The following is a 20,386-nucleotide window of genomic DNA, read 5'->3' as shown; positions in this document are numbered from 1 at the left end:
GCCGCGTGGTCGCCGATAGTTTACTTTGAACCGGGCTTGTCACCGCGGTCGTAATAGTTCGAGAAATGCAACATAAAGGTTTCGATCGGCGCGCTGTTGTCGCGGCCGAGATGCGCCTTCCACCGCGTCAAGAACTCGTCCCAGAGTTTGCCCTTGTTCGTGCCGAGCCAGGAGCTTGCGCCACGCTGAAGCTCGAGCTCGCGGGCCATCAGCGTCGGATCTATGCCCGCAATCAGTTCATGGACAGCGTGCTGCATCGCCATATAGGTCTTCAACTGATGTGACTTGAGATCACTGAAGCCCTGCGCAAAGGCGCGCTGTGTGTCGAGGTAGCTGCGCGTCGGCGGCCCAAAGAGAATGCGCATCGCTTCTTCCGAGGTCGGCGAGAACTTCAGCGGATTATTTTCGAGGGCTTGGACGGTGGTTTGGCTAGTGCTACGGGTCAGCTGCTTGGCTTGGGTCCGCGCCTGCAGCAGCGCCATCAGATTATCCACGGTCATACGCAAGATGACGCCAAGCTGTTCGGCGAGTTCGGCATCGGACTTGCTGGCAAAGAAATTGTCCGGCAATCCTGCAGCGCGCGCCACCAGTCGCGCGAACTCGGGACCGCCGACTGGCTTGGCCGTGACAGGTCCCTCGTCTGCCGCTTGCGCCGGGCGCGATGGCGATGCTGGCGGCTGGGCAGCGGCTGGTTCATCATCAATCCATACCGACGGCCGGCGTGGGGTCGGCATGATGGGCGGGCGCTCGACTTGCGGTTTCGGCGCGTTGGCTGGACCGGCTGCCCAGTTCATGTCGTCGTCCTGCTCGGACGGTTGGTACGGAGACGCCGGCTGTGACCGTCGGAATGGGTCTACACCAGGTGCCGGGACGCTCGCCGCCCAATCCAGGAACCCCGGATTGACGGGCCGCGCAGCCTCGCGTGGCTTCTTCAGCAGTTGCGGATCGATCGGCGGCGGAATGTCACGATCGGCTGTCCAAAGCTCTCCGTAGTCGGCATGCTGCTGGACCGAGGGTTCGCGCAGTTGCGCCTCGTGGTTTGGGCTGCCCCCGCCAGCCTCATTCTCCAGCGAAACTCCGATGATGTAGTGGCCGATCGTGAGTCGGTCACCGTCGCGCAAGCGGTGCGGCCCCCGCATGCGCTGGTCGGCACCATTGAGAAAGGTGCCGTTGGTCGAAACGTCGTGCAGCCAATAGCCACCGTCGCGAAAGTGCACCTCGCAATGCTTTCCGGAAATCGTCCGCGCCGGATCCGGCAGCGTCCAGTCGAGGTGACGGTCCCGGCCAATATCGACTGAACGCCTGCCGGTGACCGTAAACGACACAGGTCCGCCATCCGGAAGGTTCGGTTCGTTCTCGATATTAAAGCGAAGCACCATCACATCGTCTCGTTAGCGCGGAGGGCGCGGTTCGCCGCGTGCCAATTGAATACCATCCTCTAGGCATGACGTCATTATCCGGTCCCGGGCGTCACGGGGGAGCCGGCAGAGGCCGATCAGCAGTGCTGCACGCACCGCCCGCGCGGCCTGATCTGGCTTAGCTTCCACGGGCGCAAATTCCGGGGGAACCACGCTTCCGCCGGACCAGCCGGCCGCCAGCGCCAGCCATGTCGCCGGCTGCTCGGGATCATTGGCATTGCCGACAGCCAGCGCCTTGTTCCGGGACTGCTCGTCCGGTTGCCGGACCCAGGTCTCCACAATATTGAGCGACCTGGTATCGCTGGCGTCGAAATGGTCGAACATCAGTCGCAGAGAGCGACATCCCCAGGCAACTGCTACGCGCCTGGGAAGCAGATAGGCACAGTAAGACACGGCCGGGTGCCAATTCCGCGCATCGGCGGCCTCCTGAAGGAAGTCCAGCGAAGGCTTGTCAGCGTCGGCTTTGCCGACATCATAACGCGCCAAGGGATAGGCCTGAAACAGATCCTGAACCGTACCGAACCGAACTTGTCCCATGACCGTCAACCAACAAGGGTTGGAGTACCGTGGGCGACCAGCGGACCACCGGCAGCAAGCGCCATGCCGGCCTGCGCCGTCATGGCGATCGTCGGCGCGTTGATGACGATGCCCGCCGGGGTCAGGATGATCTGACTAGGACCCACCTGTAGGGTGATGTTCGCATTGGCCATGAGCGTGATGCTGAGGCCTGCATTGACAGACTGGTCCATGGCCAAAGTGATGTGCTGACCACCCAACTGGATATCGAGCTTATCATTGCCGTTCTTGAGCGTGGTGTTGCGCGTGTCGCCGCCAAATGCAGCTTCGCCGATGGTACGTGTCTCGGTGTCGCGGACCGTTACGTCGTGGTCCTTCTCGGCATGCACCGTGATCTTCTCGGATCCCTTCTTGTCCTCGAAGCTCCACTCGTTGAAGCCGCCGCCACCTTTGGTGGAGTCCGACTTCAATCCCCCGATCGTCTTCTTCGACGGCAGATCGTAGGGCAGCTTGTATTCGTCGTTGTACACGGTGCCGATCACCAGGGGCCGGTCCGGATCCCCCTCCAGGAATTCGATAACGACTTCCTGTCCGACGCGCGGGATGATCTGACCGCCCCAGCGCTTGCCAGACCAAACCTGAGCCACGCGCAACCGGCACGACCGCTTCTTCTTCCGATCCCAGAAAAAGCGGACATAGATTTCGCCCAGGGACTCGACGTCGATTTCCTCGCTCGAATTATCGTCTTTGGTCACCACCTTGGCCGTCTGGATGCCGTTGATTCTTGGCTTCGGCGTCATCATCAGCGCTCGAAACGGCCGATCGCTAGGCAAGAACTCGTAGCTGCCGAAATAGACGTGTTGCCCTGCGTCGCTCGGACCGCCGGTGCGATAGGATTCGATCGAGAACGAGTGCACAGCTCGCACCACGAGGTATTCGACGTTCTGCGAGTCCTTGGAGTGCTTTTCGAGCTTCGTCAGCCCGCCAGGGAACAGGTTGACGGCGTCGCCATTGCCGCGGCGACGCCGATCCATCGCTTGCTCTGCCTGGAGCTGGATCTTCGCGTAGCGCTCCCCGTCGGATTTCTCCTTGAACTTCCCGGGATAGTCGTAAAACTCCATCTCCGACCGAGTGTAATGCTCGGAGCCCTTGGCGTCGCTGATCATCTGAGCGTTGGGCTTCTGATAGTTGTAATCGTTGAGTTCGATCTTGCCGGTACGAAATCGCCGCTCCGATACCCATTCATAGATGTGCTGCTCGCCTCGCCGGTCGGCACCCGCCAGCGGGATGTAGGGAATCGTAGCAAGACCATTGATCGGACTGTGCGACGATTTGGAGTCCGCCAACACCAGCGTGTGCTTGCCGCCCTCATGCTTGAAGAAGTAGTAGATGCCGTGCTGCTCCATCAGCCGGCACACGAAGTTCATGTCGGTCTCGCGGTACTGAACGCAATATTCGAGCTTCGGACAAGAACCCTCTTCGGTGAGTTTGGATTCATAGTCGGTGAAGCCGCGTTCGTTGAAGACCTCTTTGATGATGTCGGGCGCCTTCTTGTCCTGAAAGATCCGGCAATCGGTGGTTCGCGACAACAGCCATAACCAGGGCCTCAGCACGATCCGGTAGCTGAAATAGTCGTTCTTCACCCCGAGCCACTGGGCCTCCGTCAGAATGCCGCTGAACTCGCGCTCCTTTTCATGCAGCTTTATGGTCAGCGTGCACTGCTGGCCGATAGCGCGGTCGAAGTCGAGGTCGGCATCCTCACTGAGACACTCGATGCGATACTCGAACAGTTCGCTGAGACCTTCCGAGCCTTCGAATCCGGCAAAAACCAAAACGTCCTTGCCAAGAGGCGTCTTGAGTTCGCAGAGGCGGGTATCCTGAGTAAGCTGGCCCATGTGGGCTTAAACTCCCTCCTTCGATCGAATGACCCGCTGCAAAAAAGCTGATCAGACGTTATGCAAGAACGACGGAAATCATGCGTGCCGCCGGCTGTGCCGGCAAGCCCGCCCCAGGGCTGGGCTTCCTGACGTTCCACAACGGCCGCCAAAGATCTACCCCGGGCCATCAAGTAGTCGGCTCCAAGAGCTTGCCGGTTCACGCGAAAATGGCATGATCTTCGGGAATGAACCAAGGTCGGCAGGCATCTGACCCATAGGTATAGATTCCGGATCATGCGCCCCCGCGCGATCCCCTAGTCGCCACGGGCTCGGCAGCGGGGCCGTGATCGAGCAGATGGACGGTCCGCATATGCTTGACGTCGCCTCCCTGACGCAGCCCATTGCCGCTGACGATCCCTGCGGACCGGATCTCGACGCCATCGGAGACGTCCAATATCTGAACTTCTTCGCAGGTGCGGAATCGCTGCTACCGATGTCGTTCTTCGAGGTCGTCAATGCCAACGGAGAGCGTGGACGCTTCGACCCAAAAGCGGTCGATTTTGCCGGCCAGTTTGCCGCCGCGCAGCCCATTCTGGCGCGTACCCGCGATCTGCGTCTGAACCTGCTGCTGGCCAAATTTTCAATCCTCAACCGCGATCTCGACGGCTTTCTCTGCTGCCTGAAGGCGACCAACCTGCTGCTGCGCGAGCAGTGGGAAGCGGTGCATCCGAAGGGCGAGGACGGCGACTACGCACTTCGCGCCGTCACAGTCGAGGCAATCGACGTGTTCCCGACCGTGATCAACCCGCTCCAGTTCCTTCCCCTGATCGAGAACCGCAGACACGGCAACCTCAACTACCGTGCCTATCAGATCGCTCACGGCGAAATTCCCGCCGGCGACGCCGACGCCGACGGGCCTGATCTGGCGGCCATCGAGCGCATCGTCAGCGAGACAGATCTCGACACTCTCAAGGCAGCCAGCGGGCGGTGCTCTGCGGTCGCTGCTGAAATCGCGGCCATCAAGCAGACCTGGCACGAGAAGTTGAACGCGGGGCAACCGATCAGCCTCGACAGGCTCTCTGGCTTGGTTAACGGCATGGCTGCCTGGCTTGCGGGTCTTGTCGCGTCGCGCGATCCGGCCGCGATCGCCGCAACCGCGGAAGATGTCGGTCCTGTCGATGCACAGGCGCCGTCAGACACGACCGGTGTGGTGACTTCATCCGCACAGGCATCTGCAGCGCTTGCAGCAGTGGCAGACTATTTTGCCCGAATGGAACCGTCCAACCCGGCACTGTTGCTGGTGCGTCAAGCGCAGGAGATGGTCGGCAAGTCATTTATTGAAGTCATGCGGATGCTGGTGCCTGCGCACGTGGGGGGCGCTGCGATCAACATCGGACGCGACAAGGTCTTCGACCTGCCGATCGAACGGATGGCGGAACTCGCCACGTCATTCTCATCGACGGCCGAGAACAACACCCAAGACATTGTATTTTCAGTGGAAAGCAGAACGCAAGCCTTGGGCCTGCTGGCGAAGGTGGCGTCGTTTTTCCGAACCGCAGAGCCGTCCAGCCCCATCCCCTTTTTGGCAGATCGCGCGCGCGACCTCGCGCAACGAGACTTTCTCAGCCTTTTGAATGATGTTCTTCCTGAGGGAGCGCTTAAAACAATCGACAGATCGCATTGAACCCAGCTTTCGCTCGAGGGCACTAAATGGACACAAGGATGTTTGCCGACCGCAGCAACTTGAAGTCCCCTAGCCGATCTGCGTCGCGCAAATTCGACGTCTAAAGCGATTTCGTAGTGAGGGAACCATGGCTACAGATAGCGGTCAAAAATTCATTCGTCGAAATCGCGCACCACGCGTGCACATCACATACGAAGATCCTTACGACGCCGAGCGGCTGATCGAACTGCCGTTCGTCATGGGCGTCCTCTCCGACCTTTCCGGCAATAACCCCGGCGTCGAGAAGACGAAGGTCGAGGAGCGCAAATTCCTCGAGTTCGATATGGACAATTTCGACAGCCGCATGGCGGCAATCCAGCCCGGCGTGACGGCGCGCGTCGCCAATCGTCTCAGCGACGGATCAGACGAAAAACTTTCGGTCAATCTGCGCTTCAACAAGATGGCCGACTTCACTCCCGTGGCCGTCGCCCGCCAGGTGCCGGCTACAGCCAAGCTGCTCGAGGCGCGCGAACAACTTGCCAACCTGCTGCGCTACATGGATGGCAAGGTAGCCGCCGAGGATCAGCTGAAAAAACTTCTGGCCGATCCTCAACTGATGGCAGCGCTTCGGGAACGCGCGATCAGCCAGTCGACCGAACCTGGCACCGAGAGCTAAGGAAGGAACGGGGACCATGGCAAAAGAAGCTGTTCACAAAGAGAGCACCACCCAGGTCAAGACCGTCGAAGCTGACGAGTTTGCCACTCTGCTGAAGCAAAGCTTCAAACCGCGCACCGAACGCGCAGCGACCGAGGTCGACAACGCGGTATCCACGCTCGTTCAAGAGGCATTGAAAGACTCGAGCGTCATCAAGTCGGACGTGCTCGACACGATCGAGGAGATGATCGCGCGGATCGACCAGAAGCTGACCGCGCAGATGAACGAGATCATTCACGCACCCGAATTCCAGGCGATCGAAAGTACTTGGCGGGGCCTCCACTACCTCGTCTTCAACTCGGAGACCGACGCCAACCTCAAGATCCGGGTCATGAACGTCTCGAAGATCGAGCTGTATCGTAATCTGCGGCTTTACCCCGATGCGCGCTGGGACCAGAGCCCATTGTTCAAGCAGATCTACGAATACGAGTTCGGCCAGTTGGGCGGCGAGCCGTTCGGCTGCCTTATCGGCGACTACTATTTCAGCCACCTCCCCACCGACGTGCAGTTGCTGCGCGATCTCAGCAAGATCGCCGGCGCCGCACACGCCCCCTTCTTCAGCGGCGCCGAGCCGACGCTGATGGGAATGGACTCGTGGACCGAATTGTCCAACCCTCGCGATATCGGCAAGGTGTTCGACACGCCGGAATATGCCGCATGGAAGGGACTGCGCGACCAGGACGACTCGCGTTATCTCGGCCTGTGCATGCCGCGCGCGCTGGGTCGCCTCCCCTACGGCGCGAAATCGGAGCCTGTGGAAGAGTTCGCCTTCGAGGAGGAGACAGACGGGCACACCGGCGACAAATACGGCTGGATCAACGCGGCCTATGCGATGGCGGTCAACATCAACCGCGCCTTCAAGGAGTTCGGCTGGTGCACGCGCATCCGCGGTGTGCAATCCGGCGGAGAGGTCATCAATCTGCCGACGCACACATTCCCGACCGACGACGGTGGCGTCGATCTGAAATGCCCGACCGAGATCGCCATCAGCGATCGCCGCGAGCACGAACTTGCAAAGGCGGGTCTCATCCCGCTGATCCATCGCAAGAACACCGACAAGGCCGCCTTCATCGGCGCCCAGTCGCTTTACAAGCCGAAGAAGTATTTCGGCGAGAAGGGCGTGGATGCAACCGCGTCCGACAACCTGTCGTCACGTCTGCCCTACATGTTCGCAGTGTCTCGCTTTGCGCACTATCTGAAGTGCATGGTTCGCGACAAGATCGGATCCATGAAGGAGAAGGATGAGCTGACGGTCTGGCTGCAAACCTGGATCAACGAGTACGTTGATGCCAACCCAGCCCTATCGTCAGAAGCTCAGAAAGCGCGCAAGCCGCTGGCCGCTGCGAAGGTAGAGGTCATAGCAAACGAGGAGAACCCGGGATATTACAACGCGCGCTTCTTTCTTCGTCCGCACTTTCAATTGGAAGCGATGGATGTCGGCCTCAGTCTGGTTTCACGCCTGCCAGGTCCCAGCTCCTGACGCTGCAGCATCGCAACCGTACACACAGAAATTTGAGAGGACCATGCTATGGCTGTCGACATCTTCCTGAAACTCGATCCGATCAAGGGCGAGTCGCTGGACGACAAGCACAAAGACGAAATCGATATTTTGAGTTGGTCGTTTGGCGAGAGCCAGACCGGTACCTTCCACAGCGGATCGGGCGGCGGCGCCGGCAAGGTCAGCGTGCAGGATCTTCACTTCACGCACTTCGTTGACAAGGCCACGCCGGAACTTTTCAAGGTCTGCGCAAACGGCAAGCATATCGACAGCGCGATCCTGACGGTCCGCAAGGCCGGCGAAAACCCGCTGGAATATCTCAAGATCGAGATGAAGCAGGTTCTCGTGACGAGCGTATCGACAGGCGGATCGCACGGCGAAGATCGCCTTACCGAAAACGTGAGTCTGAACTTCGCGAAGGTCAAGATGATCTACAAGACCCAGACGGAGAAGGGTGGCGCCGGAGCTTCGCCGACGTTTGGCTGGGATGTTCCTGCCAACAAGGAATGGGCCTGATTGTCGGCCCCTCGCCTGGCGCCGGTTGCGATTGGCGAACCGGCGCCAAGCGGTGCGATTTTGATCGCACCTCTCGTCCGGCCCGGTTGCGGGCCCGAAAGCCTGCTGGGCGACGCCAAGTCGGACACCAACGCGCGCCCCCCGGGATTGCATGCGAGTTGGGCGTCATGGGGACCGTGAATGACCATTGCACGAAAGAAGGATCGGCTCTCTCCCCCACTGATGCTGGCATTTCGCTCAGCCCATGAAGCGCGCGACGCACGCAAGAAGCTCAATCTACGCGATGAGTCTGGCGAGCGGGTCATTGCAGGGCGGCGGAGCGCGGGCCGATTTCCAATCTCGGAAACGTTGCTCCGGCGCGAGGTCTCCCATGACCTCGAAACGCTCCTCAATACCATTGCCCTGGAATCGACCCTGGATCTGAACGGCCACGATTGCGTCCGAACCTCAATCCTGAACTTTGGCTTCCCTGATATTGCCCACCGTTCGATCGACGAGGTCGCCGACGACGAGCTCACCGACGCGTTGCGCGAGACGCTCACGACTTATGAACCGAGGCTCGATCGCAACACCATCCGGGTCCGACGCGACGGCTCGGTCGGCCCCGAGCAACTCAAGCTGCGCTTCATCGTTCACGCCGACCTGAAGGCCGAGCCGCTCAACGTCCCCGTGGAGTTCGTCGCCGACGTCGACCTCGACAGCGGCGATATCCAGATCAACCGACTTTAGCATGAACCGCGAATTCCTGGATTTTTACAATCGTGAACTGTCACTGCTCTACGAGCAGGCCGGGGATTTCGCCGAAGAGTATCCCGGCATCGCAGAACGCCTCGGTGGGCTGATCCGGGATCGCTCTGATCCCATGATCACGGGATTGCTGGAAGGTGCCGCATTTCTCGCCGCTCGCGTTCAGCTCAAGCTCAAGCACGAATTCCCGGAATTCACTGCAAACCTGCTCGAGCAACTGGTTCCGAATTACCTTGCCCCGACTCCGTCGGCCATGCTGGTCACGGCACGCCCCCCCTATGCCGACCCAGCGCTACGCGATGGCAAGAAGATCGCGCGCGGCGCCTATTTCGACGCCACCTATCGCGAGAGAGAACGAAGTCTCTCCTGCCGATTTCGACTTTGCCGCGATATCGCTCTTTGGCCATTCGACGTCACCGGCGCCGAATACTTCTCGACGGCAGGCGCGCTGCAGGCGCTCGGGATTCCCGTCGGCGGCGACGTCATCGCCGGGCTCAGGCTGTCGTTGACCCACCGTACCGCGGCCCGGCTCGATGAGGAGCTGCCGGACGCGGAGGCCAGGGCCAAGCCGGAAACCTGGTTTGCAGGCTGCCGCACGAGCGAACTTCCGATCTACCTTTCAGGCGCGGAATCCGACGCCATTGCGCTTTACGAGCAATTGATCTCGAACTGCAAGGGCGTCTACTTCCGGCATCTCGATGATTTCGGCGATCCGGTGGTGACTCGTGCGCCCCATGACTGCGTGCAGCAGATTGGTTTCGACGAGGACGAGTCGCTGTTTCCCAACGACAACCGGGTCTTTCGCGGCTCGGAGCTGCTGCGGGAATATTTCATGTTTCCACGCAAGTTCCTCGGCTTCAACCTGACGGGACTTCGCAGCGTGATGCCACGGCTGCGCAGCAAATCGATCGATATCGTCTTCGCTTTCGATGAACACAATTCACGGCTTGCCGCCGCGGTGCGGCCCGATACCTTCAGGCTCTATAGCGCGCCGGCAATCAACCTGTTCGAGAAGACGAGCGATCGCATCCCCGTCAAGTCGAATACGCACGAGTACCATGTGGTGCCCGATCGCAGCCGCTATCTGGAATACGAACCGCACCAGGTACTCGAAGTCTACGCGCACTTTCCGGCCGACAAGGACAAGCGGCCGGTGCGCCCGCTGTATTCGGCCGCCGTCGACCGGACCAGCGGATCGGTCGAGGGGCTTTATTTCACCGTTCGACGGTTGCCCCGGCGCCGCACAGTGGGAGAAAAGACGTACGGCGCATCATCGGACTACACCGGGACGGACATGTTCCTGTCTCTGCTGGAGCCCGGTGAACTTAGCGGCGAAGGTGCGGTCGCCGAACTCAGCGTCCGGGCGCTGTGCTCCAACCGGCATCTCACCGAACACTTGCCGGTCGGCCAGGGCGGCGCCGACTTCCGCCTGTTGGACGATACTTCCCTTGATCTGATGTGCGTCGCCGGTCCCACCCGACCACGCGAACCGATCGTGGCCCAATTGCGCAGCCGCAGCGAGATCGCGAACAGCGGAATCGTCAGCTGGCGGCTGATCAACATGCTGAGCCTGAACTATCTTGGCCTCGTCGAGCGCGGTGGCGGCAAGAACGCCGGAGCCCTGCGCGAAATGCTGTCCTTGTTCGCCGATCAGTTCGACGACGCCACGGAACGCAAGATCCGCGGCGTGCGCAGCATAGAAAGCCGGCCGGTCGTACGGCGGGTGCGCGAGCGCACCGGCAGCGGCGCAGCGCGCGGCCTGGAGATTACCATCACGCTCGACGAGAAGGCATTCGAGGGCAGCGGCGTGTTCTTGCTCGGAGCCGTGCTGGAGCGCTTCTTCGCCGACTATTCGGGCTTCAATACCTTCACACAGACGGTCGTCTCGACGCCGGAGCGCGGCGAGATCATGCGTTGGCCGCCGCGCATGGGCACGCGGAGACCTCTATGACGCTGATCGACCAGATGAAGGCGGAGCCCTGGCGGTTCGATTTCTTTAATGCGTTGCGCCAGCTCGAGCGCGCCAACTCGGATCGACCGCGGATCGGTGACAGCGCTGCACGCCGCGAGGAGTATATCGACCTCGGCCAAGTGCCTTATCTGGAGTTCCCCGCCTCCAACCTTGCGGCCGTCGACGACGTGGGTGGCCGGCTCAGGATACTCGTCAAATTTCTCGGTCTCCTGGGGCCGCAGGGCGCGCTGCCGCTTGCCACCACCGACGAGAGCCTCAGTTGGTGGCTGATGCGGGATGACGCCTTCCCGCGCTTTCTCGATCTGCTCAACGGACGCTTTCTGCAACTCTTCTTTCGCGCCTGGGCCGATGCGCGGCCGATCGCTCAGCACGACCGTCCGGCGGATGATCGCTTCATCGCCTATGTCGGCTCCTTCGCCGGCCTCGGCTCCGACGTTTTCGCTGATCGAGACACCGTACCGGACATGGCGAAGCTCAGCTTTGCCGGACTGATCTCCCCCAGAGCGAAGTGTGCGTCACGGTTGACGCGGTTCCTGCAGGGGCTGTTCGACGTCAAGGTCGAGATCGACGAATTTGTCGGCACCTGGCTGTCATTCGACCCAAGTCATTGCAGCCGGCTCGGCGGAACCCATGCCAGGCTCGGCCGGGACGCTCTTCTGGGCTCACGCGTGTTCAGCGTCGAGGACAAGATCAGGGTGCGGGTCTTTGTCAAGAATTTTACCCAGTACGAACAGTTCTTGCCGACCGAAGCGCGCAACTTGTCGGAGCCTCTGGCGGACGCCGTGTTCTTCTATATCGGCGACGAATTGGAATGGGAGGTGGAGCTCGCCATTCCAGCGGGAGAGGTCGTCCCGGTCAGGCTCGGACAGAGCGGACGACTTGGATGGACCACCTGGGTCTCGCCGAACTGGACTTCCACGGAAGAATATCGCCGCGATGCCCGCTTTCAGCTCAGCGAGCGCTTGAGCGCCCGTCGGGCCGCCGCAGCCGATGCCTCGGCGATTTGAACCTATCCGTAGCGCCGATTGCCTAAAGCTATGGGATTCGATGAAATTTCCGCTTGATGCCAGGCATCCGCGGATGGATTAAGCAGGAGGATCCGCCGTGACCGACATCAGCATTGAGGCTGTAACGGGCAAGCTGAACCGGGCCGGCTATGATGCCTTCATACAGGCCCTGCGCCACGCAAAGAGCGCCGGCAATCGCAACGTCGAGCTAGCGCACTGGCTGTTTCATATCCTGCAGCAGGAACGCAACGATCTCAGCCTCTCGGTCGATCATTACAAGCTCGACCGGGCACGCTTGTTGTCGGACCTTGCCGGCGTGATCAATGGCTTTCGTAAGAACGAAACCGACATGCCGGGCGTCGCCAATCCGGTCATCGATCTGCTCGATCGGGGCTGGCATTATGCCACGCTCTTCTTTGGCGAGACCCAGATCCGCACCGGTCATCTGCTCGTGGCGGGCCTGAAATCGAATGATATTCGTCGCACGCTGAACAACCTCTCGCAGGAATTCGCCAAGGTCAACGTCGACGCACTCGCCGCGGAGCGCCGCAATGTCTGGGCCGGCTCCGACGAGGAAACCATGCGGCCGATGGACGGTTCGGGCCTGGTCGGCGCAGGCACGGAAGGCGCGGCCCAAGCGGGTCCCAAGGGGACGACGCCGCTCGACCGGTTCTCCCAGGATCTCACCGCCAAGGCCAAATCAGGTGAGATGGATCCGATCCTTGGCCGGGACGAAGAAATCCGCCAACTGATCGACGTGCTGATGCGACGGCGGCAGAACAATCCAATTCTTACCGGCGAGGCTGGCGTCGGCAAGACCGCAGTTGTCGAGGGATTCGCCCAGCGAATCGCCGCCGGCGACGTGCCGCCACCGCTCCGCGGTGTAAGGCTTTGTGCGCTCGACATCGGCCTGATGCAGGCCGGTGCTTCCATGAAGGGTGAGTTTGAGCAGCGCTTGCGCTCGGTGATCGACGAGGTCCAGAGCTCACCCACCCCGATCATACTGTTCATCGATGAAGCCCATACATTGATCGGCGCCGGCGGCGCGGCCGGCACCGGTGATGCGGCCAATCTCCTGAAACCTCCTCTCGCCCGTGGCACGCTGCGCACGATCGCCGCCACCACATGGGCAGAATATCGCCAGTATATCGAGAAAGACCCCGCGCTCACGCGACGCTTCCAGCCGATCCAGATCGATGAACCGGAAGTGGAGACCTGCTGCATCATGCTGCGCGGACTTCTCGGTCCGATGGAAAAGCACCACGGCGTTCGCATCTCCGATGCTGCGATCGTCGCAGCGGTCAACCTGTCCCACCGCTACATTCCTTCACGGCAGTTGCCGGACAAGGCGGTCAGCCTGCTTGATACCGCCTCGGCGCGCGTGGCCATCAGCCAGAGCGCGACGCCAGCCCTGATCGAGGATGCACGCGTTGCGATTACCGCTCGTGAAGCCGAGAAATCGGCACTCGTCAGCGACAGCGATCTTGGGCTTAAGGACAGCGACCGCATCACGGCGATCGACAACGACATTGCGGCACTGAAGGACAAGCTGACGAACCTTGAAGCCGATTGGGCCGCAGAGCAGGAACTCGTCAAGGACATCCGGAGCATCCGGGAGATTCTGTCCCAGCCCAAAGAAGGCGAAGATCCGGCTGCCAGGCGCGCGGAGTTGCGCGGCAAGTTCGACACACTTGAGAGCATCCATCCGGAGAAGCGGATGGTCTATGCCCATGTAGACCAGCAATCGGTGGCGTCCGTTGTCTCTGACTGGACCGGCATCCCGGTCGGCCGGATGATGCGCGACGAGATCGAAACCGTGCTGAAGCTACCGGAGATCCTCAACCGCCGCGTCGTCGGCCAGTCTCATGGGCTGACGATGATCGCCAAGCGAATCGAGACCAGCCGCGCCAAGCTTGACAACCCTTCCAAGCCGATCGGCGTGTTCATGCTGGCTGGTCCATCCGGCGTGGGCAAGACTGAAACCGCCCTGGCGCTTGCCGAGACCCTTTACGGCGGTGAGCAGAACATGATCACGATCAACATGTCGGAGTTCCAGGAAGCGCACACCGTCTCGACCTTGAAGGGTGCACCTCCCGGCTATGTCGGCTATGGCGAAGGTGGACGCCTCACCGAGGCTGTCCGGCGCAAGCCCTACAGTGTCATCCTGCTCGACGAGGTGGAGAAAGCTCATCCCGACGTCCACGAGATCTTCTTCCAGGTGTTTGACAAGGGAACCATGGAGGACGGCAACGGGCGGCGGATCGACTTCAAGAACACCTTGATCATCCTTACCACCAACGTCGGCACCGATCTGATCATGGGCCTCTCGCGCGATCCAAAGTATCGCAACGAGCCGGAAGAGCTCGCCAAGATGCTGAGGCCGGAACTGCTGAAGGTGTTTCCCGCAGCGCTGCTCGGACGCATCGTCTCGATACCGTACTTCCCGCTATCCGACGAGATGCTCGCCGGGATCGTTCGGTTACAGCTCGACCGGATCGGACGACGCCTCCGCGACAATCATAACGCGTCCTTCGACTACGATGACGCGGTCGTGGAGCACATTGTGTCACGTTGCAACGACCCGGATTCCGGCGGGCGAATGATTGACAACATCATCACCAACACCCTGCTCCCGGAGCTGTCGCGCGAGTTCCTTAGCAAGTCGCTTGCCAAGGAAGAAATCAAGCAAGCGCGGGTCTCGATCGAGAACGACAAGTTCGCATATTCGTGGAACTGAGGACGATGAACATTCAAACCGAGCATCGCCACCCGAACGCCGGTCCCACGCCATACGACGAGGTCTACTACCCCGGCCACGTCTACGGGCTCACTCATCCGAACCATCTTGCTACCATTGCTGCCGTTTACGGCATACAGTCAGCGCCGGTCGAGCGTTGCCGGGTGCTGGAGCTTGGCTGCGGCGTTGGCGGCAACCTGTTGCCGATGGCCTTTCAATATCCAATCAGCGAATTCGTCGGTGTCGACCTGAGCGGCGTGACGATCGAGCGCGGCCAGCGAAACATCGCCACATTGGGCCTGAGCAACATCAAGCTTCTCCATTGCGACATCATGAATGTCGACGCAGGCTTCGGGGAGTTCGACTACATCATCGCACACGGCGTGTATTCCTGGGTGCCGCCGGCGGTGCGCGAGAAGATGATGATGATCTTCAAGCAGAACCTGGCTCCCCGCGGGGTCTGCTACGTCAGCTACAATGCGCACCCGTTCTCGCATCTTCGCGACATGGTCCGCGACATGATGCGGTATCACACCCGCCGTCTCACCGGCATGAAGGAGAAGGTCGGACAGGCCCGCGCGATCCTGAAGTTCCTGAGCGACGGCTCGAAGGCCAACTCGGTGCACGGCGCAGTTATGCGCGACCAGTACAACCGCGTCCTCAAGTCCCCCGACGAGCTTCTGTTTCACGACGATCTCGATGATGGTGCCGAGGCGTTCTTGCTGCATGAGGTCGCCGAGGACGCAAGCCGCCATGGCCTGCAATATCTGGGCGATGCTGATTTTTCACGACGCTATCTTGCCGGCTATTCCGAGGAGGTTCGCGCGACGCTGCAGCGCTTCCCGGAAAGCGAGTTCATGGCGCGCGATCAATATCAGGACTTCATCGACGGCAACGGCTTTCGGCGCACCTTGCTCTGCCACGACAGCATTTCGCTGTCCCGCCAGGTCGACCTCGATTTCGTCACCCGGTTCCATTTGCTGAGCACGACCAACCCGGTCGACCCCGACGCCTGCGTGACCGACGATTCCGCGATGGAATTCGAGAACCAGGACGGCAGCAGGGTCACGGTAACCAATCCGCTCTTGAAGGCCGCGCATCTATGTCTGGGCCGGGCCTGGCCGCGAGCATTATCATTCGACGAGCTGCTCGATGGGGCCCGCGCGCTGCTGGGCGACCGGCGGGCGGATGATGACCAAAAGGTGTTGACGGAGGCGATGTTCATCCTGGCTTGCAGCGGCGAGGTTTCGTTCCTGCTGTCGCGTCCCTTTTTGTTGAAGGAAGCTACCGAGCATCCGCAGGCGAGCCTGCTCGCGCGAAGACAAGCGCAAACAGGTCCGCTCGTCACCAACCTCCTCCACCAAACGGTGCAGTTGGAGGACGACCGGACCAGGGATTTCCTGCAATTGCTCGACGGAGCGCGGACCATCGACCAGATCACGGCCGAAATGACGGAAAAATTCGGCCCGACCATCCGGATAGACCAGAAGGATAATGCCGGGCAGCCTGCCGAGCCGTTATTGCTGTCAACGCGAGAAAGCGTTCAGCGCTCGCTTGCGATGGTCGGCAAGCTGGGCCTGCTGGTCGCGTGATGCGCTCAAGTGCGTCGGCTCCGTTGGCGATGAACGGCAGGAGTTGGAAGCTCGTGCCATTTCCTGCAGCGGATGCGGCCCGGCACTCTAGCCGTCGTGGGTATATTGCTGGCCGAGGAGCCATCCCGTGAGAATACCGCCGGGTCCGCTGGCATAGACCGGATCAAGGCCAACACCTGCGCGCAGCATCTTCCATTCATGCTCGCCGACCCAGGGAATCCCGGGATCGCCCTTCTGATACTGGGACAGCAGCGTTCGGGCGACCTCTGCGGCATTGGCGTAGATCGGCCCGTTGGCCCAGCGAGGGCGGGGCAGGCCTGTCATGCGGCAATAGAGCGCCGTGCAGACGTAGGCAGACGCCTCTTCGGCATTGGCATCAAGGCCTGTACGCAACAGATCGTATGCCGCATGCAGGCTCTCGTGGACGATATAGGCCTCGTCCATCCGCCCCGCTGCCGACACGACCTCCAGCGTGTTTGCCGCAACCGCCGTGCCGTCCGCCCTGGTTCTCGCGACATCGTTGTATTGTGCAGCAACGCCTGCCGCGAGATCCGTCGGAGGTCTGACGGTGACCTGCCCCAACCGGATCGCGCGGGCGACGTGATGGAACGTTTGCGGCGCAATCGTCACATGGCTGCCGCGGATCGGAAACCGGAAGCGCATGCGTGCGACCGCCGGGCCATGGAGTACGTCCAATACCCTGCTCCGCAGTGACATTTGATCGTCCTCGTTGTTCGCACTACCCCACGGTTGGTGGTCGCCGTTTCCGATCAGCAGGTTCAAACAGTCATTGCACCGGCGCGATAGGAATTCGAATAACCTGGGCCGGGCGGCAGCTTGGTCGAACGAGCCGGCATTGAACCCGAACCCGTCCGGGCGAGACCAATTTGGGGCGAGGATTGCCTCGGAGTGCGCCCCATGACGACGACCGATCCGACGACGACCGACACTTACCGGAAGATCGCGGCACGACTGACCATGCTGCGGCCGCAGATCGATTTGAAGAATTATTTTGCCGGCCCCAACCCGGATGTGCGCCTTTATGACGAGAAGCCCTACATCCGGCACCAGCTCGAGAAGTATGGTGTCGCTGCCGCGACGACCACGCTCGACGGCGTCACCTTCCTGCCCAAGGACTGGGAAGAGCTGATCAAGAAGCTGCGCATTGCCAAGACGACGGACGGATTCGACGCCTTCGCCGAAGGGCAAAGCCCGGAGAAAGCGTCGCATTGGGCCCTCGATCTGTCGATGGCGGCAACGATCGGCAAGGGGTTCCGGGAGATCTGGCGCCCAAAGCTGTCGGACAGGCCGCTCTCAACGCGGGATCTCCCGGGCCGCCATGGCTTCGGGCTCGGGCGCGACCGCGGACAATGGAGCGACGCCTACAGCTCGCAATTCGGCAAGGACCCGCAGCCCCAGGACATCACCTCGTTGCATTTCGCCGTAGCACCTGATCGGGTGAACGTGCACATCGACGAAACAGGCTTCGTATTCGAAGGCGTGGACGGCGCCCTTACGGTCGGACCGAACTTCGTGCATCACGCCGGCAATGAGCTGTTCTGGAAGAGCAACAAGCATATACCGCAATGGGCCGCGGAGCACATCGATCTGATCCTGCCGAACAGCGCGAACGACTTTTCGCGCGTGGGCATTTCGGTCGACATGTACCAGCGCAAAGACTTGCGCGTTACGGTCACGGGCTCCTGCGGACTTTTCGGCGGTTTCGAGTGCTCCGGAACCGTGAGCATCAGCGGCACGCATGATCTGCTCGGCTCGAAGCCAAAAGGCCGGCGCTAAAGCGGATATCGCTCGTTCGACATTGCTTCGTGTCTACGCCTCCAATCTACGAATGAGGCTCTTCGATTTGCCACTGCCAGTTGGTGGCCCGAATGAATGGAACCATCGAACCGCCTCGAGGTAGCGGCGACCAATAAGTATTGGTGGCGAGAACGCGTAGTTCCGCAGGAATCGGCGGGGGAGGTCTTACATTGCCGAACCAGGAAAGGCCGTTGAAGCCCGTCGTCGAAAGCTATGTACCGCCCGCGGGAATCCGGCATGCGGTGACGGCAGGCGAGACCTGGATATCCCTTGCCAAGCGGATCGGCATCGCCCCCTGGGACCTCATCGAGTTCAATTTTCCGGGCGTCAAGCTCGTCAAGCAGCGCGATTTCCAACAAGCCACACGCCAGGTGAACTGGTACCTGGCCGAGTATGTCGGCTGCCGCGCGATGTCGCCCGATCGCCAAAATTTTGCGTTTTCCTCCGGTACGACGGGCGGGAGAGGTGGATGGCGAGGGGGATTCATCTATCTGCCGCCAGGTACGCCGCCTCCCCCGCCGATTGCGCCCACTCCACCGGTTGCGCCCACCCCAGCGGCTCCGACCCCGCCGGAATGTGAAGGAAGCCGACCCAACTTCGCGCGCGTGCTGGACGTGAGCGAACGGGATTTCGCGCGCAACGTTTTTGGCCCGACGCTGCCGCCGTGGGAGACAATTGCGATTACCAATGGCCTGGGAGCAGGCGGAAGACCGTGGACGAACGATGGACCGTTCTTCAGGGGAGGCAATCCCATGGTGCCGAGCATGCGGTATGCCATCAATCTTGGCAGTGTCGCGTTCAGTAACCTGGCATCGCCTAGCCCCACCTTCGGTCTCTTGTGCGACGACTTCGGTCGCATTTGCGACCTCTTCGTGCACGAAATGACCCATGTGTGGCAGGCGTTCAACGATTCAAACTGGACGATGGCGCGCTCGTTCTGGGCGCAGACAATCGGTTCCGGCTACGAGTACACGCCGGGCGATTCCTGGGACTCATACAACGTCGAGCAACAGGCACACATCGTTGAAGATTGGCACAAATACAAAATCAGTTCTCCGATGCTTGCCGAGGAGCGCTATCCGTACGTCCGGCTCGTGATCCGCTCTGGACGCCTCACTTTTCCTCGCGGGCTGGATCTTGTGGCATTGAAAAAGGACCTTCAAGATCTGCGCGCAAGGCACCTGGACTAGAACCCGCTGCAGGGGAGTGGTCGGGAGTCTACTTAACTGAAGCACCGACACGCCGAGCATTCGACGCGGTGCGGTCGCGCATTCTTCCTCTCAAAAGTATTTCCGACTTGCGTGCTGGTCAGCTTCGCAGCGCAAGCACACGGAGAAGAATTGCGCGGCCGCCATGCGACAGGCGATCGTGAAACAGTTCGGAGAGCCGGTCTCCACGCTTCCGCACCGAAAACCTCTTCCGGAGCTCATGGGCGCGAGACAGCGAGCAATAGAGAAAATCACGACGTAGCCGGCGCAGGCGGCTGCCATAGCCTCTAACATCGGCGCTCGCGTAGGCCTCCATCAGGGTGCGCATCAAATAGTCATCGCTCGGATCAACATAAGTTTCGTGGGAAACGCTCGATGAACGCATCGACACGGGTTCATCGCTCGACAGAAATAGGTTCCTGCGGGTCAGCCCATCCGATACGCCCGTCGCTTCTTTTGTGAAATCTCCATAGTTCACAAAAGGCAGCGCTGCGAGTTGCCGGCGCAGATTTTCGAGCGTCGCCGACGGGATCCGGACGCCGTTGCCCGCGCTGGTGTCGAGCTTATTGGCGCGCACCGTGGCGTAGAGGTCGCCCCAGAATTTGTCCCAGGGGGCGGTGCCGTTGCGGTTAGACGACGGATTCTTGCGAACGCTATATGTGGTTTGAGTGAGGTAGGCCGCCAGTTCGCCCATGTGGCGCGTAACAGCGCCGTCAGGATCATAGACGTCGATCATGGCGTGGACGCACTCATGCAGGAGCAGCGCCCGATCGCTATCATTTGCGGGCGGCGACTTCTTCTGCGTCAACAGAACATCCGTAACCTGATCGTAGAAGGCGAGATCCTGAGTGCCGCCCTTCACCAATATATTGCCGGCGCGAATGTGATCGCGAACTGTCGTCAAGTATTCGCCCTTGATATGGATCTTGTCGACGTAGAACTCGATACCAAGCGCGACCGAGTCACTGAGTGTGTCCAGGACGTCGCCTTCGGTCAGTGGCATGACCTACCTCCCTTGCGTGGTCGAGCAATAGTGGTCCGGCCAGGCTCCGCAAGCGCTGAAACGCTGTACTGCACCAATAGGAGCCGCCCGCCCCTCCGT

At 60.8% G+C, this 20,386-nt stretch carries 16 protein-coding genes; 11 read left to right on the top strand and 5 right to left on the bottom strand.

Annotated features, from left to right (window positions below):
* Positions 1-20: 20 nt before the first annotated feature.
* From tagH to AB7531_RS11525, 3 genes are read right to left on the bottom strand one after another with little or no spacing between them, the layout of a single operon-like run.
* Positions 21-1,379 carry a type VI secretion system-associated FHA domain protein TagH gene (gene tagH, locus AB7531_RS11535; RefSeq protein ID WP_063981819.1) on the bottom strand — a complete coding sequence of 453 codons (1,359 nt, stop codon included), beginning with the start codon at positions 1,377-1,379 and terminating at the stop codon, positions 21-23.
* A 12-nt stretch (positions 1,380-1,391) separates the two neighbouring features.
* Positions 1,392-1,955, bottom strand: a complete 564-nt coding sequence (locus AB7531_RS11530; protein WP_063981818.1) for a DUF6931 family protein — start codon at positions 1,953-1,955, stop codon at positions 1,392-1,394.
* Between the two features lie 5 nt (positions 1,956-1,960).
* Positions 1,961-3,829 carry a type VI secretion system Vgr family protein gene (locus AB7531_RS11525; protein WP_063981817.1) on the bottom strand — a complete coding sequence of 623 codons (1,869 nt, stop codon included), beginning with the start codon at positions 3,827-3,829 and terminating at the stop codon, positions 1,961-1,963.
* A gap of 352 nt (positions 3,830-4,181) precedes the next feature.
* Between AB7531_RS11525 and AB7531_RS11520 the strand changes: the two genes are divergently transcribed.
* The 9 genes from AB7531_RS11520 to AB7531_RS11480 all read left to right on the top strand — a co-directional run bounded on the left by AB7531_RS11520 (position 4,182) and on the right by AB7531_RS11480 (position 16,258).
* Entirely contained in the window at positions 4,182-5,495 is a 1,314-nt protein-coding gene (locus AB7531_RS11520) for an ImpA family type VI secretion system protein (protein WP_063986183.1), read from the top strand.
* Positions 5,496-5,622: 127 nt separating this feature from the next.
* Positions 5,623-6,150 carry a type VI secretion system contractile sheath small subunit gene (gene tssB, locus AB7531_RS11515; protein ID WP_028156839.1) on the top strand — a complete coding sequence of 176 codons (528 nt, stop codon included), beginning with the start codon at positions 5,623-5,625 and terminating at the stop codon, positions 6,148-6,150.
* A 16-nt stretch (positions 6,151-6,166) separates the two neighbouring features.
* On the top strand, positions 6,167-7,669 hold the full coding sequence (tssC, locus tag AB7531_RS11510) for a type VI secretion system contractile sheath large subunit (protein ID WP_063981816.1): 1,503 nt from the start codon (positions 6,167-6,169) through the stop codon (positions 7,667-7,669).
* A 48-nt stretch (positions 7,670-7,717) separates the two neighbouring features.
* Entirely contained in the window at positions 7,718-8,203 is a 486-nt protein-coding gene (locus tag AB7531_RS11505) for an Hcp family type VI secretion system effector (protein ID WP_014493489.1), read from the top strand.
* Positions 8,204-8,383: 180 nt separating this feature from the next.
* Positions 8,384-8,932, top strand: a complete 549-nt coding sequence (tssE, locus tag AB7531_RS11500; protein ID WP_094184183.1) for a type VI secretion system baseplate subunit TssE — start codon at positions 8,384-8,386, stop codon at positions 8,930-8,932.
* Between the two features lies 1 nt (position 8,933).
* A complete protein-coding gene (gene tssF / locus AB7531_RS11495; RefSeq protein WP_085402421.1) occupies positions 8,934-10,901 on the top strand; it encodes a type VI secretion system baseplate subunit TssF in 1,968 nt (655 codons plus the stop codon).
* Positions 10,865-11,929, top strand: a complete 1,065-nt coding sequence (tssG, locus tag AB7531_RS11490; RefSeq protein ID WP_063981814.1) for a type VI secretion system baseplate subunit TssG — start codon at positions 10,865-10,867, stop codon at positions 11,927-11,929. Before tssF ends, tssG begins: the two co-directional genes overlap by 37 nt.
* Before the next feature lie 97 nt (positions 11,930-12,026).
* The gene (gene tssH / locus AB7531_RS11485; protein ID WP_063981813.1) at positions 12,027-14,666 is read left to right on the top strand and encodes a type VI secretion system ATPase TssH; all 2,640 of its coding nucleotides are present in this window, start codon (positions 12,027-12,029) and stop codon (positions 14,664-14,666) included.
* 5 nt (positions 14,667-14,671) lie between these two features.
* A complete protein-coding gene (locus AB7531_RS11480) occupies positions 14,672-16,258 on the top strand; it encodes a methyltransferase regulatory domain-containing protein (protein WP_063981812.1) in 1,587 nt (528 codons plus the stop codon).
* An 87-nt stretch (positions 16,259-16,345) separates the two neighbouring features.
* Here the strand turns inward: AB7531_RS11480 and AB7531_RS11475 are convergent, their stop codons facing one another.
* Entirely contained in the window at positions 16,346-16,954 is a 609-nt protein-coding gene (locus AB7531_RS11475; protein ID WP_231142835.1) for a hypothetical protein, read from the bottom strand.
* Positions 16,955-17,176: 222 nt separating this feature from the next.
* On the opposite strand from AB7531_RS11475, the gene AB7531_RS11470 reads away from it, so the two are divergent.
* Complete coding sequence (locus tag AB7531_RS11470; protein ID WP_063981811.1) at positions 17,177-18,055, top strand: hypothetical protein; 879 nt, start codon at positions 17,177-17,179, stop codon at positions 18,053-18,055.
* A 212-nt stretch (positions 18,056-18,267) separates the two neighbouring features.
* On the top strand, positions 18,268-19,266 hold the full coding sequence (locus AB7531_RS11465) for a hypothetical protein (RefSeq protein WP_245328577.1): 999 nt from the start codon (positions 18,268-18,270) through the stop codon (positions 19,264-19,266).
* 118 nt (positions 19,267-19,384) lie between these two features.
* Here AB7531_RS11465 and AB7531_RS11460 read toward each other — a convergent pair whose 3' ends face one another.
* Entirely contained in the window at positions 19,385-20,287 is a 903-nt protein-coding gene (locus AB7531_RS11460; protein ID WP_085402418.1) for a hypothetical protein, read from the bottom strand.
* Positions 20,288-20,386 lie beyond the last annotated feature (99 nt).

Origin of the sequence: Bradyrhizobium sp. 63_E2_N1_3, assembly GCF_052076005.1 — a bacterium.
In the GTDB taxonomy this organism is placed as follows: Bacteria; Pseudomonadota; Alphaproteobacteria; order Rhizobiales; family Xanthobacteraceae; genus Bradyrhizobium; species Bradyrhizobium barranii.
This window is presented reverse-complemented; position numbering and strand designations above follow the sequence as displayed.